Here is a 15,634-nt window from a genome sequence, read left to right as displayed (position 1 = left end):
ATACCGACTTTGAGGAAGTGCTAGATTTGCACTTGTAACTCGCATTTAATGGTTAATTGAAAAATGGAACTGATTTAAAGCGGATGGGTAAGCACAAGAATATAAAAGTTGATCCTGGTAATGAACCAGCCATAATCGCTAATGGTAACCGGCGCCCTGATCGGCGTCAGATATCCGCACGATGGCTTGTTGGAACACTTTTAACTGGTCTTACTTCTTTTAGTTTAATGGGGGTCGCTTTATTCGCGGCTCTTGATGGGCACGAACAGTTAGCTACCCCACCCGAACTACTTGGCCGCAATGAAATTCCAAAACGGGTCATTGCAAAATCAGGTGGTGTCAAAGGTGATCGCCTTATACCAATCAAGCCTAAAACTCCACTTAATGACAATCGTAGCTTTGAATTGTCTATGGTGCAAAAAGTAGGCGGCAAGGAAATTGTAAAAGCTCAAGCATTTGAACTTGTTAATATGCCGCTTGCTGAAGAACATGACCAAACTTACAACTACCCCAAATTTAATGCGTTAAACCTTTTTGAAGATGTTGCGCCGATTGCAGCTACCAATACTGCATCAATATCCTATGCTGTGCCAGCTGCACCGGAGGAAAAACTTCCCATGCGCGACTTCCCCCTCGATGCGCAGTTTTCAGACGTTATTGACCAATTAAGCACCGAGGAAGTGGAGCACACGGTAAAAGTTGCGGCTAGTTCATTGGGTACTGGTGTCGCACAAGTTGCCGCATTGCATTATATTGATCCAGCCCAAGTCAAGAGTTTAAGCCGATCGGTCAGCTTTTCTGATGCGCTTGATGTCAGGATTTTCCAAGAAAACGTCTCTATCGCAATGGGATCGAATAATCGCCAAGCTATTGAAAACTATTCTGAGGATATTTTACCCTTTATCCGTGATGAAAAGATAATTGATATCTTAAATCGCGCAAACTTTATAGGCGAGGATGCCGATCGCATCGCCGATGCTCTTAACGCGATGACCAAGAGAGACGATTTACCTGCCGGTAGCATTTTACGACTTGGAGTTGAAACCGATAAAACCGGAAAACGCTCTATAGTACGCGCTAGTATTTATAATGACAAAAAACATGTTATGAGCATCGCGCTTGACGATAATAATAATTTTATACGCTGCGCAGAACCTGAAACGACAGAGCTTTTAATTTCTGCTCTTGATGGTGATATGCCGATCATTCGTGTTGCCACAGATAAGCTACCTTCGGTCTATGATGCTGTTGTACAAGCTGCTCTATCTTACAATATGGGTGAGGATAGCGCACGTCAATTAGTACGTATGCTAGCAAATGATGTTGATATGCAATCGAATATATCAGCCACTGATTCTTTAGAGGTATTTTATCCAAAACCAGATAAGACGCTGGCTAATGCAAATCCAGAAATTTTATATGTTGCAGCAACTTTTGGCGACATAGTAAAGCGCTATTACCGCTTTCAATCCCAAGACGGGAAAATTGATTATTATGACCGCGAAGGGCGTAACTCCAAGCAATTCTTATTAAGAAAACCAGTACCCAATGGTGTGTTTCGCTCGCCCTTTGGCCCAAGACGCCATCCGATTCTTGGCTATGTGCGCATGCATACAGGTGTTGACTGGTCAGCTCCACGAGGAGCACCGATTGTTGCTGCCGGTGATGGTATTGTCTTAAAAGCAGGCTGGAGTAGTGGTTATGGTAACCACACAGAAATCCAACATGCCAACGGCTATATTAGCAGTTACTCCCACCAAAGTGCCTTTGCAGAAGGGTTAAAGCCCGGCATGCATGTGCGCCAAGGGCAAGTTATCGGTTTTGTTGGCTCTACCGGACTTTCAACCGGGCCACATCTCCATTACGAAATTGTTGTGAATGGCACAAAAGTCGATCCGATGCGTATCCGCCTTCCCGATGAAGAATCTCTTCGCGGTGATGATCTTATCGCTTTCAAACGTGAGCGCGATCATATTGATGCTTTAATGAAAAATGGCCCTCGCAGCACGCAAGTAGCTTCATCTGCACCTTTATCGAATTCATAGGTTAGAATTTGAGTTATTTTTAGCACTATCAACAAAATAAAGGGCGGTTACTACCGCCCATTTTACACATATGCATTTGAATAATATAGAGAATAAAGCTTTTAAACTGTCATCTTTGAGAAGCAAAATAATCTGCAATTTTTTCGGCTAATTTTTCGGCCACCTGCTGCTTATTAAGAAGCGGCCATTCCTCAACCTTATCCTTTTGCACAATATGAATATGATTCTCATCGCCCCCCATAATGCTTTCGCCTTTTTCATTCATTGAAACATCATTGGCGATAATCCAATCAGCAGCCTTTTTTTCTAATTTTTTTTGGGCATAGCTAATCAAATCATTGGTTTCTGCGGCAAAACCAATAACCAACTTTGGGCGATTATCACCATGAGCAATCGTTGCAAGAATATCTGGGTTTTGCACCATGGAGAGAGTAAGGCTATCTTGCCCTTGCTGCTTTTTCATTTTTTGATTTTTTGGGCTATCCATGCGCCAATCTGCAACGGCTGCAGCAAAAATAGCTACATCTGCCGGCAAAGCAATCTCAACTTGCTGTAGCATTTCATGAGCTGTTTCTACATGGATGGTTTCAATATCCAAAAAAGGAGTTTTTTGTGGATCATCAACACTAACAGGACCAGAAACGAGTGTTACCTTAGCGCCCAAATAACCAAGAGCCTTGGCTATTGCATGCCCTTGCTTTCCTGAAGAGCGATTGGCAATATACCGCACGGGATCAATTGGTTCATGGGTGGGGCCTGATGTCACAATGATATGATGGCCAGATAAGGGGCGGTCGTTTTTATCTAATAAAATTTTTTTAGCAGCCTCAACAATAGTCAATGGCTCACTCATGCGGCCAAGACCATTTTCATAAGCTTCAGCCATCTCGCCCTTTTCAGGGCCAATAAAGAAAAAACCATCATCTTGAAGAGTTTTAAGATTTCGCTTGGTTGCTAGATTTTTCCACATCATTGGATTCATGGCAGGTGCGCATAAGATTGGGCAGTTTCGCGCTAAAATTATCGCACCGGCAAGATCATCACCAATGCCTATTGCCATTTTTGCCATGCGGCTTGCAGTGCAAGGTGCAACAATAATAAGATCATGATTGCGAGCAAGGCGGATATGGCCGACATCTTGCTCATCAAGCCGCGAAAAAAGATCGGTGTAAACGTGATTGGCGCTCAAAGCACCAGCCGCAAGTGGTGTAATTATTTCTTGCGCGGCCTTTGTCATGACAACCGTGACAGTTGCACCATTTTCTCGCAAGCGGCGGATAAGATCAAGGGATTTATACGCGGCAATACTACCGCCAATAATCAATAATATCTTTTTATCGTTTAAATCCATTGAATACATGCCTTATGTCGTTGTCTATGACTTATACAGCCAAAGCCACTATTGAAATAGAAGCTAAAATATCATTCTTAAAGTGATGTAAAGAATACAAGCGGCAATAATATAAATGGCATAACGCATGAATCGTCCGCTACGGGATTGATAGCGAGCAAGACGCTTTAATGTTGCTTCATCAAGAACAATGCCATGTTTTGACATATGTGCCATGCCGGCGGTGATTTCATCAAAACGCTTGGTAAGTTCTGGCGTTTTGCGCACGAGATCGGTGACAGCAATGGCACTATCACGCAAATCCTTTACCAAACCTAAGGGCCCTAAATTTTGCATGATCCAGTCAGATACTACAGGATCGGCAGCTTTCCACATATTGAGATGAGGATCTAATGTGCGCGCCACTCCTTCAACTACGACCATAGTTTTTTGTAAGAGAATAAGTTCTGGCCGCGTTTCCATGTCAAATAGTTCTGTTACTTCAAAAAGCAGCGTCAAAAGCCGTGCCATCGAAATAGTTTCGGCAGATTGGCCATGCACTGGCTCACCAATCGCGCGGTTAGCTTGCGCAAAACTTTCGATACTATGATGCGATGGCACATAGCCCGCTTCAAAATGGACTTTAGCAACGCGGTAATAATCACGTTTAATAAAACCATAAAGAATTTCAGCCAGATAACGCTTTTCCTTTTTACCAAGCCGACCGGTAATGCCAAGATCAACCGCAACAATAATACCATCCTTATCGACAAATAAATTGCCTGGATGCATATCGGCATGAAAGAAACCGTCGCGCAAAGTATGGCGTAAAAAAGATTGGATCAGAGTGACCGATAACGCCTCAAGATCAAAACCAGCTGCAACCAAGGAATCACGATCCGACATTTTAATGCCGTCAATCCATTCCATTGTCAAAACATCACGGCCAGTGCGCTCCCAATCAACGGTTGGAACGCGAAAACCTGGATCATTTTTGGTGTTTTCACCAAGTTCAGAAAGAGCCGCAGCCTCTAAGCGCAAATCCATTTCAAGACGGGTTGTCTGTTCAAGATTTTCAACCACTTGAACCGGGCGTAACCGCCGCGATGCTGCAACATAACGCTCTTGCGTTCTTGCTACAAGGTAAAATCCTTCAAGATCTTGAGCAAAGCGGCGCCGAATACCAGGGCGAATGACTTTAACAGCCACTTTTTTACGGTTGCCATTGTCATCCAAAATCCAAGCCGGATGCACTTGCGCCATCGATGCGGCCGCAATTGGTTCGCCAAATTCAACAAAAAGATCATCAATCTTGCGGCCAAGCGAACCTTCAATTTGCGCAATAGCTTCAGCTTGTGGAAAGGTTTTAACCTTATCTTGCAGCAAAGATAAATCATCGGCAACATCACGGCCAACAATATCAGGACGGGTTGCTAAAAATTGTCCAAGCTTGACATAAGAAGGGCCAAGCCTATTCATTGCATTAGAAATACGCTCGGAACGCTCGCTATTTTTTGCACTACCACGTGACATCCATTTAGCGACACGATGACCTAGGGCTGGCAACCCTGTTAGTCCATCGGCTGGAAGGGCACTTAACACGCCTTCACGAGCAAGAACATAACCAGCCCGCATCAAACGCAAGGATGCAAGAAATTTTGACATTAAATTTTCCAGCCTGAGTGGATGGCGGCAATACCACCAGTGAGATTACGATAACTAACCTTAGAAAATCCAGCTGTGCGGATCATGTCGGCAAAATCATCCTGTCGCGGAAACTTGCGAATAGATTCGACAAGATAGCGATAGGAATCAGCGTCCCCTGCAATCATTTGTCCAACGCGTGGAATACCATGGAAAGACCAAAGATCATAAACCTTATCAAGAATTGGTAGTTCAACTTCGGAAAATTCAAGACACATGAAGCGACCACCCGGCTTTAACACACGGAAAGCCTCAGAAAGCGCCTTATCAATGTGCGGCACATTGCGGATACCAAAGGCTATCGTATGAGCATCAAATTGACGGTCATCAAAGGGCAGCTTTTCTGCATTGGCTTCAACAAAATTGCAATGATTAAGCAGCCCCTTTTTCTCGGCCCGCTCACGGCCAACTTCTAGCATGGAACCGTTAATATCTAAAACCGTTGCATGGGCATGGCGACCAGATGCCTCGATAATTTTAAATGAAATATCACCCGTACCACCTGCAACATCAAGCACTGTCCAGCCATCAAGATGAGGCGGTGATAGCCAAGCAACCATGGCATCTTTCCATAAACGATGCATGCCCACCGACATTACATCATTCATAATATCATATTTACGGGCAACAGAATGGAAAACACTATTGACCATATTTTGCTTTTCTTCTTCTTTTACAGCTTTAAAGCCAAAAGAATTTTCCATGCCACCAAGTGCGCCCACACGGGAATTGCTATCCTTGATATCTTCGGTTGCCATTTTAAAAACCCTTTTGATATGTTCTCACCATGCCCAAAATCATCTCTCAAAAAAACGTGTTTATTTAGCCAAAAAAGCCAAAAACGAATTCTTTTACAAAACCTTTTAAATGGGCACATCTTTAAAAGCCATAAACTTGATGAAACTGCCTATCTTATCTAGTGAATACACAAACAAAAACAAAAACCATTTTGGGAAAACCATTTTGCACTGCTTCATTTTTTCATCAAATTCAAATTATTTATTCTATCTACTATAGACTGCACTGAACTGCAATGCTCGATAAAAGCCAATAAAAAATAAGCGTCGCTAAACCTTAATTGCTTATTTTATTTATCAATGCAATTGCAGAAAACAGCCATTGATTTTAACGCCAAATTTATTTTAGAAATATTTTTTATTAAACCTTGCGTCATTTAAAAACGTGTTAAAGCATGATATAAGATTTTGACAAAATTTATACCTTCTTGAAAAAAAATTTCGTCATTTCCATTTGATTTTTAAACCCAATCAAATACGCCCATCATATATAAACTAAAATTGCTAACTGTAAAACTTAGGAAATAACCGTGTCACAAGTTCATGTTATCTCTCATCCGCTCGTTGCCCATAAACTAACTATGATGCGCAAAAAGGAAACGTCAACCGGTGATTTTCGTCAATTATTGCGTGAAGTCGCCCTACTCATGGGCTATGAAGTAACACGCGACTTGCCGATGACCACAACAACCATCGAAACACCGATGATGCCAATGGAAGCACCGGTGCTTGATGGAAAAAAACTTGTGCTTGCCTCAATTTTGCGTGCGGGTGAAGGCCTATTAGAAGGCATGTTATCGCTTATTCCATCGGCACGGGTTTCCCATATTGGACTTTACCGCGATCATACTACATTAGAGCCAATTGAATATTACTTCAAAGCACCAGAAGATTTAGGTGAACGCTTGGTCATTGTGGTTGATCCAATGCTTGCGACAGGGCATTCGGCAGCTGCGGCAATTTCACGTCTTAAAGAGCGTGGCGCCGACCAAATTCGATTCGTTTGCGTTTTAGCTGTTCAGCAAGGCTTGAAATTTTTGCAAGAAAAACACCCCGATGTTGATATTTACACAGCATCCATTGATAATGGTCTTGATGAAAATAGCTATATTTTACCGGGGCTTGGTGATGCGGGCGATCGCATGTTTGGAACCAAATAGGTAATTCATCTAATAATTACAAAGCTAGTTCTACAAAGCACTTTTATACTGAACAATAAAAGTGCTTTATTTTTTAACTAAAAAACGTGACAATTCAAATTGCCAAACAAAGAATTTACGTTTTAATATATGTTTTGTGAAAATTGGAGCGGGCGATGGGATTCGAACCCACGACCCCAACCTTGGCAAGGTTGTGCTCTACCCCTGAGCTACGCCCGCTCATTTAGCGTATCGAAGCATAGCGCTTCGTTCAAGATTGGCGTTATATGCCGCAACGGTGTTGAGAATGCAATAGCAAAAATTCAAAAAAATGTATAAAAATGCAAATATTTTTTAAAATTCGCCTTTTATGACAAAAATAAGCATTAATTTGGCAATGAACGCTATCGGTTGGGGATAAGTTTTAGCTTTTAAACTATATTCATCCTCTTTCAATTCAAATGACAATCAATGCCTGTTGTCCAATACGCTAAAGTTTTAGGAAAAACTACACGCTGCTATTTAAAAATGCGACTTTTAATATCATCTTATAGACATAAAGCGATTGCAAAAGCTATCAATGCAGATTTTGGAAATTGCTTCACAGTTTTTTAAAAATGCTCTAAGTAAAGAAATCACCTCATTACAATTGGACCTATTCAATAATGACTGCAATTAAAAAAGCACGCCGCGTTGCTGGTACTTTATATACCAAAGAGGAAATTGAAGAAATTTTCCATCGCTTTTCATTGCAGCGCCCCAATCCTGAAAGTGAGCTGCGTTATACCAATGCCTTTACTTTGCTTGTTGCGGTTGCATTATCGGCGCAAGCAACTGATATTGGTGTGAATAAGGCGACAAAGGAATTATTCAAAGTTGCCGATACACCTGAAAAAATGGTGGAGCTTGGCGAGGAAGGGTTGGGCGAATATATCCGCACTATAGGGCTTTGGCGCAGCAAAGCTAAAAATGTCATTGCCTTGTCAAAATCACTCATTGCCAATTTTCATAGTCAAGTGCCGGATAACCGTGATGCTTTGATTACCCTTGCTGGTGTTGGCAGAAAAACGGCTAATGTGGTGTTAAATATTATTTATGATAAGCCCACATTGGCGGTGGATACCCATATTTTTCGCATTGGTAATCGCCTTGGGCTTGCGCCGGGGAAAACTCCTGACGAGGTTGAGGAAAAATTATTAAAAATTATTCCAAAAGCCTATTTAAAAAATGCCCATCATTGGTTGATTTTACATGGCCGCTATGTATGCAAGGCGCGAACACCAGAATGCAAAGCTTGCATAATTGCAGATATTTGTCACGCTGCAGTTAAAACCAATGCAATTCCTGCGCCTATCATGGTTATAAATTAAGGAGCATTTCGTATTCAAACAAAATACCCCTTAATAAAGATATAAAATTTGTGCCTATGGTGAAATTTTAGCTACGTTGGATTGCCGGACCACCGCGTGTTCCAATTGGCACATCTTGAAGATCATCCTTTTCAGCCGTTTCCTTATCAGTTTGGTTAAGTTGCTCTGGTGCAGATTTTGCCGTTGCTATCCTATAACCTTCGATTTTTGATAGATCGTCATTTTCATTGATAAGATCTTCCAAACTTTCATTGCTGCCGATCCCACCATTGCGATATTGCAATTCATGAAGGCGTGCATAAACACCATTTTCCTTGGCGAGCAATTGGGCTTGTGTCCCTTGCTCAATGATATTACCGTGTTGCATAACAACAATCTTATCGGCATTGGCAATGGTTGAAAGACGATGGGCAATAACGATTGTGGTGCGACCATCAGTAAGACGATCCAAGGCTTGTTGTACAGATGCTTCAGATTCTGAATCAAGGGCACTGGTTGCCTCATCTAGAATAAGAATGCGCGCATTGCGTAGCATGGCGCGCGCAATGGCAATACGTTGGCGTTGGCCACCAGAAAGATTGCCACCATTTTCACCAATATCGGTATCGTAACCATCACGAAGTTTAACAATAAATTCGTGAGCATTGGCGTCTTTGGCCGCAGCAATAATTTCCTCGTCACTAGCATCAGGGCGCCCCATGCTAATATTATGTTTTACGCTGCCTTTAAAAAGAAATGTGTCCTGTCCAACATAGGACATTGCATCACGCAATGAGGCAAAGGTTACTTCCTTAATATCTTGACCATCTATAAAAATTTGCCCTTGTGTTGGATCATAAAGGCGCATGATCAAATTGATCATCGTCGATTTACCTGACCCTGAAGCGCCAACGAGAGCGGTCATTTTACCGGCAGGAATTGCTAAACTAATACCATGGAGAACGTCATCACCCTCAGGATAGGCAAATTTAACATCAGAAAAAGCCACTTCACCCTTTGATGCAGTTAAAGTCTTGGCATTTTTGGATTCAACGAGGGTTAAAGGATGATCCATAACTTGATAGAGCATGCGAACACCAATCATCAAAGTCTCAAGTTTGACACGTGTATTGGCAATACGTTTGGCTGGCTCATAAGCAAGAAGAAGAGCGGTAATAAATGACATTAAATCACCAGGGCTTGCCCCATGATCAATCACCATTACACCTGAAAAAGCAATGACTACAGCAATAGCAAGACCGGCAAGGGTTTCCATAACCGGTGCGGTTGCCGCACTATAAAACGCAATGGAATTTGAGCGCGATTCAACATCACTAATCGCGCTGTTCATACGCGCTTGCATCTTTGGCTCAAGCGCAAAGGCTTTCAACACCCGAATACCAATAGATGTCTCTTGCATAATTTGAATAATGGCGGTTAAGGAGGCCATTTCCTTTGCCATAATTTTTTTAACTTTTTTCGTAAGGATACGCACACCCAAAAATGCCAAAGGCCCAATTAGAAGCGAAATGCTAGTTAATAGCCAATTTGTGTAAAGCATCACAGCTAAAAGACCAACAACTTGGAAAAGATCACGGACATAGGTCGTCACCAATAAATCAATGACACCACGCGCCATTTGCGAAAAATTGGTGACCAGCATCAAAAGATCAGCTGGTGCATTTTTTTGAAAAAACGCAACTCCTTGCGATAAAATACGCGCATAGACCTTCTTTTGTTGCTCAGCCACAACGCTGTTACCGGCTCTTGCTAGATAAAGCGAATTAAAAAATGTTGCAAAACCTTTCACAACAAAAATACAAGCAATAAAGATTGCCACCATAAAAACATGGCTTTTATTCTTGTCAACAACCAAGCCGTCAACCATTGGCTTCATAATATAAGCGCTAAAGGCAGTTGTCGCTGCAATGATAAGCATGGAGATAATTGCTAGAAAATAGTGAAAAAAATGTTTGCGAAAATTTTCACTAAGCAAGCGCTTGATTAGCGTCATGTCATTTTCTGACAATTTCTGTGTTTTTTTTGCCATATTGGTCAAAATACCTTTTTATTTCTTTTGGCGCATTTTATCGGCATTACGCCTGACTTACAAGTGATTTAAAAACGCCATCACCTAAAACATTAGATTCTAATAATATATTCTGCCGAAGCAAGGCTAATAAGTAAGAATCATTGCTAGCATTTTAAAACAAAAATAAATGCATTTTAACAGATTTAGGCTTATCAGCTTTGTTAAATTATAATAGCAGCTTATCTATTTTCCATTTTTTGAGTTGGAAAAGCAGTTAAAATCGTTGGAATTCTAGGCAAAACAAAGCGGGTGCAGCCATAAGCACTAAGACCACCAATGATAATGCCTGCCAAAATATCAAAAGGATAATGAACGCCAACAAAAATACGTCCCCAGCAGACAAGAACTAATAAGCCGAGCGCAAATTTTGCCGCCATTTTATAGCGTAATAAATAAAGACTGAAAAAATAAGCCGCACAAATGGTAGCGTGATTAGACGGAAATGACGCATTCGGCGAATGATGAATAAGTGCTTCAACAATACCAGCGACGAAGGGGCGTTCTCGATAAAATCCAAGGCTTATTAAATAACCAATAAATAAGCCGGTTATGATACTTGCGACAATTGTCAAAGCGGCTAGTCTTTCAAACTTCCCCCCTGCAAACCATAAAAGTAATAAATGAAGCGGTATAAAATAAAGCAGCCCTTTGGCGCAAAAAATTCCAAACCAAATGATCAATGTTGGAGTTTCACTGTTGCCAGCAAGGCTTTGAGCTAAAAATGTATCAATCGTTGAAAGCATAATTTGTCCATTTATAATAAGCGCATTTAATTTTTATAATAAAATGCTTAAGATGAACGCTTGCCAATAAACATAGGCTTCGCCATCTCAAATTTTGGAGTACGTGGTGTATACCACATACTCGTAAGTTTTATTTTTGACTTTAACTAGGCATATATTATAATTATCCAATCTAAAATATAAATTTAAACCTTGAAGGTTGAGTAAACGCTCAAACTCTTATTCAACTGGCTTTTTAAAAAAGAGCCCAAAATAAGTCTTCGCAAGTTTTAATGCATATTGTGCCAAATGAAGATAAGAGTTCATAAAAAGCCAATATAAAATCCACCAAGACCGTAAAATTTATAGGGCATTTAAAAACGTCAATGTTCGCTTATCATTTTATCAACGTTGTGATGAACGGGCAGCCTCAACCGTTAAAGCCAGCAATGTTTGACGGATAATTGGCACGCTAAGTGCCGCCGATTTACGACTTTCAAGAACGGCGTTTTGCAGCCGCTCCATGGCGCGAATGATGCGCGGCATCGTCCAGCTATTTAATGCGCGCTCTACAATTTGTGCTCGTTTGAAGAATATTGGCGGACGAGCGGATTTTACCAATTGGCTCGCTGATGCCCTATCATTGTCCATTTGAGCTCGCATTTGCATTAATTGTTGAAATTGTCTTTGCGCTGCACTTAATACAAGAAATAAGGCTGCGCCGCTTTCAACCTGCCGATCAAAATGCTGGTTAAAACTATCAATATTGCCAGAAAGCACACTATCAATAATTTCATCTTGCGAAAGCGCGCTGACATCGCTTACCGCATGAGCAACATCATCTACGCTGATTTCATCTTGGCCCTTGGCATAAAAGCAGAGTTTTTCCAATTCGCCGCGTGATGCCAAGCGGTCAGCACCAAGACTTTCACACAGCCATTTACGCGCGTCCATAGATATTTTCATGGAAAATTCATCAAGCACTTGATCAATCAGCGCATCAATGCCACTTTGATTATCGCTATAGCAAGGAAGTGCCATGGAGCAAGAACCAGCCTCGACAATACCGCGTAAGCCAGTCACGCCTTTTTTCAAATCCCCAGCTTCGATTAAGACGTAAGCGCCTTGTGGCGGTGTTGCTATTAACCATTTAACCGCGTCGGCAAGACCTTTTTGGGCACTTGCATTGCGTACCCATATTAAACGCTGACCACCAAAAAGCGACACGGTGCGAGCTTCATCACCAAGGCGAGCAGGATCGCTATCAATTTCACTTGCATCAATTTTTAAAGTTGAAAACGGATCTTGTAAATCAATGCCAGTATTTTTAGCAAACAGTGTTGCGCGTTCGGACACAAGACCTTTATCTGGCCCATAGACCAGAACAATGGGAAAAGTTGATGAGGGCTTGAGAATAAAACCATCCACCTCATGGGCTTTTCGTTGCGCCATTTTGCTAAGAATCCTTTGATTTAATAAATGTAGTTTTGATTTAAGGCTTGATGCTTGGTTAAGCAACAGCAAAAGCATTTATCAGCCTCATAAGCTGCGATAAATTGGTGGTTGTCTTTTTTAATACCATCTCACAAGCAAAACTAAAAGGATCTGAATTTATTATATAAGTGTTCTTATATTAAAAAAAAGAATCAAATCTTTGCCAAGGCAAAATTTTATCAAAAATTCTAATAATATGGATTGATAAATTTTATCATAAAAACAAGTGGTTGTATTTTTTTTTATAAAAAACAAATTTTGTTATTGCATTCTCAACACCATTGCGGCATATAACGCCAGTCTTGAAACGAAGCGCAATGCTTCGATACGCTAAATGAGCGGGCGTAGCTCAGGGGTAGAGCACAACCTTGCCAAGGTTGGGGTCGTGGGTTCGAATCCCATCGCCCGCTCCAGTTTCCTAAAAAACTGATTTATTAACAAACTCCCAATAGATGCAGTGAAAACTTTAATAGTCAATAATTGTCATTGAATCATAAATTTTCAAAATAAATTAAGTTTTACTCAAAAACGTTCGAATCATAATAATATCTGGCTGCATTTAAAAATATTTGACGACGCTGTTCGTTTTGAATTTTAGGCGCAATTTTAGAAATAGTAGTCCAAATCTCAACTGCTAATTTATCATAATCTTCATCTAATTCATAAAGTCGATTGTCAGAAAATACATTTAAAAAAATGTTAAATACCTCATAATCAGCATCGTTAACATCAGTAAATGGTAGCTTGGGTTGAATATGCTTGTCACATAAATAATTTAGTGGATTTTTCAAATACCACCCAACATATTTTCTATCTTTGATAATAAAAGCAAAATCATCAGATAAAAAAATAATTTCTGAATTTTTTAAATCTTCAATCTTGTAAAAACAAAGGTAATATCTTTCATCTTGATTTAAATATCTAAATGATGTTCCCTCAAAAGGCAGCAATGTGCCAGATAAAGATAGTTTTCCAAATCTTATTTTTTTATAATCAAGGCGGTCATATATTTTTGTCTTCCTATTTTGATTAGAAGAAGCACATTTTACCGAAGAGAACTCCCCATTTTTATCAAAGCAAAAAATATCTTGGCTTGTTAATATATCATATGGAGTACAAATGTCGATGTTTTGAGATTTTATCAAATAAGCAAATATTCCTGTAGGCGCTAACTTAAAGCGGATTATTGCGTCTGAAAACACTGTATTTTCAGTAATTTCTAATAAGACCCCATCAGTTATTTCAAAGCGATTAGAATTTTCCATAATAATTCCATTCGTTTATAATTAAAACTCGTAAATATTGAATATTTTTTCTATTCTTTCACAAGCTTTAAAGAGCATAAAATATCAAAAGAACAATAGCTATTGTCTATCGCTTATTTCTCAATCTATAATTTAAACAATGAAGAAAATTTATTGCTTAAAAGTCATTATAGCGGTTAATTATACATAGTCGATAAAATAAGATCAGACTTAAATTACTAGTGCTGGAGCATTTTTGTGGACAAAGATGAGCTTTTTAAAATATTAAACGATGAATCTTTAAGAGCTCCTCTTAAACAATTTATACTTCCACATTTAATTAAACAAGCAAAACAAGGTAGCCTAGAAGCGCAAATATGCCTTGCTGGAAATTATGAGCGTGGCGATGGCATCCCTCAAAATACTACCGAAGCCGCTTACTGGTACCGCAAAGCAGCTTTACAAGGTGATGCTGCCTCACAAGCCTATATGGGTTATCTTCATCTCAAGGGAAAAGGTGTAACTCAAGATAAACAACAAGCTATGGAATGGTTACGCCTTGCTGTTAACCAAGGTAATGCTACCGCGCAAGTTAATTTAGCACTTTTATATATGCAAGATCAAAATATTCCCGATTACTTGGAAGAGGCAGCGCAACTTTATCATTTAGCCGCAGAGCAAGGCAATGAAGTTGCGCAAATTAATTTAGCCCTCATGTATCAACATGGCTATGGCATTGAAAAAAATATTAGCGAAGCGGTTAGGTTATACCAATTGGCCGCAGAACAAGGTCATTTACAAGCCCAACGCACGCTTGCGCACCTTTTTAAGGATGGAGAAGGCGTTGACCAAGATTACGAAAAAGCTGTCTATTTTTATCGCTTAGCAGCAGAACAGGGCGATGATGAAGCCCAATACATGCTAGCAGGGCTTTATAATCACGGATTAGGCGTTGAACATGATAACCGTGAATGCGAACGTCTTTTGAAACAAGCCGCGGAACAAGGCAATATTTCGGCACAATTGGCATTAGCAGAAAAGTATCATGATGGCTTGGATTTTGAGAGAAACATAACTGAGACTATTCGTTATTACCAATTAGCAGCAGCGCAAGGAAGTCCTGAGGCGCAGTATAATTTGGCGGTAAAATATAGTAACGGTGAATATTTTGAACAAAATAAGCAAGAAGCCTTGCGCCTTTACCAACTCGCTGCGGCGAAAGGATTAGCATATGCACAAAATAATATCGCTCATATGTATAAAATAGGCGACGGCGTTGACGTAGATAAAGAAAAAGCCGCCTATTATTATCAATTAGCCGTTGCACAAGGTAACGCCTATGCTCAAGTTAACTTAGCCTCACTTTATGAAGATGGTGACGGAGTTAAACAAGATTACCAAGAAGCAATACGCCTTTATCGCCTTGCTGCCGATCAAGAAAGTGCCTACGGTCAAGCCAGTCTTGGTTCAATGTATGAAAAGGGTTTGGGTGTAAATCAAGATTATCAAGAAGCCCTCCGCCTTTATCGCCTTGCCGCAAACCAAGGGCTCAGTGATGGCCAATTTAATTTGGGGCGCATGATTTATCATGGCAACGGCGTTGAAAAAAATCAAACCGAGGGATTAAAATGGATTAATTGTGCAGCAGAAAGCGGCGATGAAGATGCACTTAAATTTTTAAAAGAAATTGCGCGATCTATTAGCTAAAAGCCTAGCGG

11 protein-coding genes and 2 tRNA genes are annotated in these 15,634 nt (G+C 40.4%); 5 read left to right on the top strand and 8 right to left on the bottom strand.

Annotated features, from left to right (window positions below):
- Positions 1-83 precede the first annotated feature (83 nt).
- Entirely contained in the window at positions 84-2,045 is a 1,962-nt protein-coding gene (locus N6B01_RS13470) for a M23 family metallopeptidase (RefSeq protein ID WP_262079243.1), read from the top strand.
- A gap of 109 nt (positions 2,046-2,154) precedes the next feature.
- On the opposite strand, the gene coaBC is transcribed toward N6B01_RS13470, so the two are convergent.
- The 3 genes from coaBC to ubiE form a co-directional block, all read right to left on the bottom strand.
- A complete protein-coding gene (gene coaBC / locus N6B01_RS13465) occupies positions 2,155-3,396 on the bottom strand; it encodes a bifunctional phosphopantothenoylcysteine decarboxylase/phosphopantothenate--cysteine ligase CoaBC (protein WP_262079241.1) in 1,242 nt (413 codons plus the stop codon).
- A gap of 63 nt (positions 3,397-3,459) precedes the next feature.
- Complete coding sequence (ubiB, locus tag N6B01_RS13460) at positions 3,460-5,040, bottom strand: 2-polyprenylphenol 6-hydroxylase (RefSeq protein WP_182418254.1); 1,581 nt, start codon at positions 5,038-5,040, stop codon at positions 3,460-3,462.
- On the bottom strand, positions 5,040-5,837 hold the full coding sequence (gene ubiE, locus N6B01_RS13455; protein ID WP_262079240.1) for a bifunctional demethylmenaquinone methyltransferase/2-methoxy-6-polyprenyl-1,4-benzoquinol methylase UbiE: 798 nt from the start codon (positions 5,835-5,837) through the stop codon (positions 5,040-5,042). The genes ubiB and ubiE overlap by 1 nt, the downstream gene beginning before the upstream one ends.
- 569 nt (positions 5,838-6,406) lie before the next feature.
- Here ubiE and upp point away from each other — a divergent pair.
- A complete protein-coding gene (gene upp / locus N6B01_RS13450) occupies positions 6,407-7,036 on the top strand; it encodes a uracil phosphoribosyltransferase (protein WP_182418252.1) in 630 nt (209 codons plus the stop codon).
- A gap of 144 nt (positions 7,037-7,180) precedes the next feature.
- Here the strand turns inward: upp and N6B01_RS13445 are convergent.
- Positions 7,181-7,255 (bottom strand) — tRNA-Gly (locus N6B01_RS13445).
- Positions 7,256-7,680: 425 nt separating this feature from the next.
- On the opposite strand from N6B01_RS13445, the gene nth reads away from it, so the two are divergent.
- Positions 7,681-8,385, top strand: a complete 705-nt coding sequence (gene nth / locus N6B01_RS13440) for an endonuclease III (RefSeq protein ID WP_262079239.1) — start codon at positions 7,681-7,683, stop codon at positions 8,383-8,385.
- Positions 8,386-8,452: 67 nt separating this feature from the next.
- On the opposite strand, the gene N6B01_RS13435 is transcribed toward nth, so the two are convergent.
- From N6B01_RS13435 to holA, 3 genes are all read right to left on the bottom strand, one after another.
- The gene (locus N6B01_RS13435) at positions 8,453-10,414 is read right to left on the bottom strand and encodes an ABC transporter ATP-binding protein (protein ID WP_262079238.1); all 1,962 of its coding nucleotides are present in this window, start codon (positions 10,412-10,414) and stop codon (positions 8,453-8,455) included.
- A gap of 221 nt (positions 10,415-10,635) precedes the next feature.
- Complete coding sequence (locus N6B01_RS13430) at positions 10,636-11,199, bottom strand: undecaprenyl-diphosphatase (protein WP_262079236.1); 564 nt, start codon at positions 11,197-11,199, stop codon at positions 10,636-10,638.
- A 384-nt stretch (positions 11,200-11,583) separates the two neighbouring features.
- Entirely contained in the window at positions 11,584-12,630 is a 1,047-nt protein-coding gene (gene holA, locus N6B01_RS13425) for a DNA polymerase III subunit delta (protein ID WP_262079235.1), read from the bottom strand.
- 380 nt (positions 12,631-13,010) lie between these two features.
- Here holA and N6B01_RS13420 point away from each other — a divergent pair.
- A tRNA-Gly gene (locus N6B01_RS13420) sits at positions 13,011-13,085 on the top strand.
- Between the two features lie 105 nt (positions 13,086-13,190).
- Here the strand turns inward: N6B01_RS13420 and N6B01_RS13415 are convergent.
- A complete protein-coding gene (locus N6B01_RS13415; protein ID WP_262079233.1) occupies positions 13,191-13,937 on the bottom strand; it encodes a hypothetical protein in 747 nt (248 codons plus the stop codon).
- A gap of 237 nt (positions 13,938-14,174) precedes the next feature.
- On the opposite strand from N6B01_RS13415, the gene N6B01_RS13410 reads away from it, so the two are divergent.
- On the top strand, positions 14,175-15,623 hold the full coding sequence (locus N6B01_RS13410; RefSeq protein WP_262079232.1) for an SEL1-like repeat protein: 1,449 nt from the start codon (positions 14,175-14,177) through the stop codon (positions 15,621-15,623).
- The last annotated feature ends 11 nt before the right edge of the window (positions 15,624-15,634 follow it).

The sequence above is a fragment of the Bartonella sp. HY406 genome, from assembly GCF_025449315.1.
GTDB lineage: Bacteria > Pseudomonadota > Alphaproteobacteria > Rhizobiales > Rhizobiaceae > HY038.
Note: the sequence above shows the minus strand (reverse complement) of the source record. Positions and strands in the feature narration are given on the sequence as shown.

Excerpts from the sequence above, each read along its gene's own strand:
- N6B01_RS13470 (WP_262079243.1), top strand. The coding sequence starts at position 84 with ATGGGTAAGCACAAGAATATAAAAGTTGATCCTGGTAATGAACCAGCC.
- coaBC (WP_262079241.1), bottom strand. The coding sequence starts at position 3,396 with ATGGATTTAAACGATAAAAAGATATTATTGATTATTGGCGGTAGTATT.
- ubiB (WP_182418254.1), bottom strand. The coding sequence starts at position 5,040 with ATGTCAAAATTTCTTGCATCCTTGCGTTTGATGCGGGCTGGTTATGTT.
- ubiE (WP_262079240.1), bottom strand. The coding sequence starts at position 5,837 with ATGGCAACCGAAGATATCAAGGATAGCAATTCCCGTGTGGGCGCACTT.
- nth (WP_262079239.1), top strand. The coding sequence starts at position 7,681 with ATGACTGCAATTAAAAAAGCACGCCGCGTTGCTGGTACTTTATATACC.
- N6B01_RS13435 (WP_262079238.1), bottom strand. The coding sequence starts at position 10,414 with ATGGCAAAAAAAACACAGAAATTGTCAGAAAATGACATGACGCTAATC.
- N6B01_RS13430 (WP_262079236.1), bottom strand. The coding sequence starts at position 11,199 with ATGCTTTCAACGATTGATACATTTTTAGCTCAAAGCCTTGCTGGCAAC.
- holA (WP_262079235.1), bottom strand. The coding sequence starts at position 12,630 with ATGGCGCAACGAAAAGCCCATGAGGTGGATGGTTTTATTCTCAAGCCC.
- N6B01_RS13415 (WP_262079233.1), bottom strand. The coding sequence starts at position 13,937 with ATGGAAAATTCTAATCGCTTTGAAATAACTGATGGGGTCTTATTAGAA.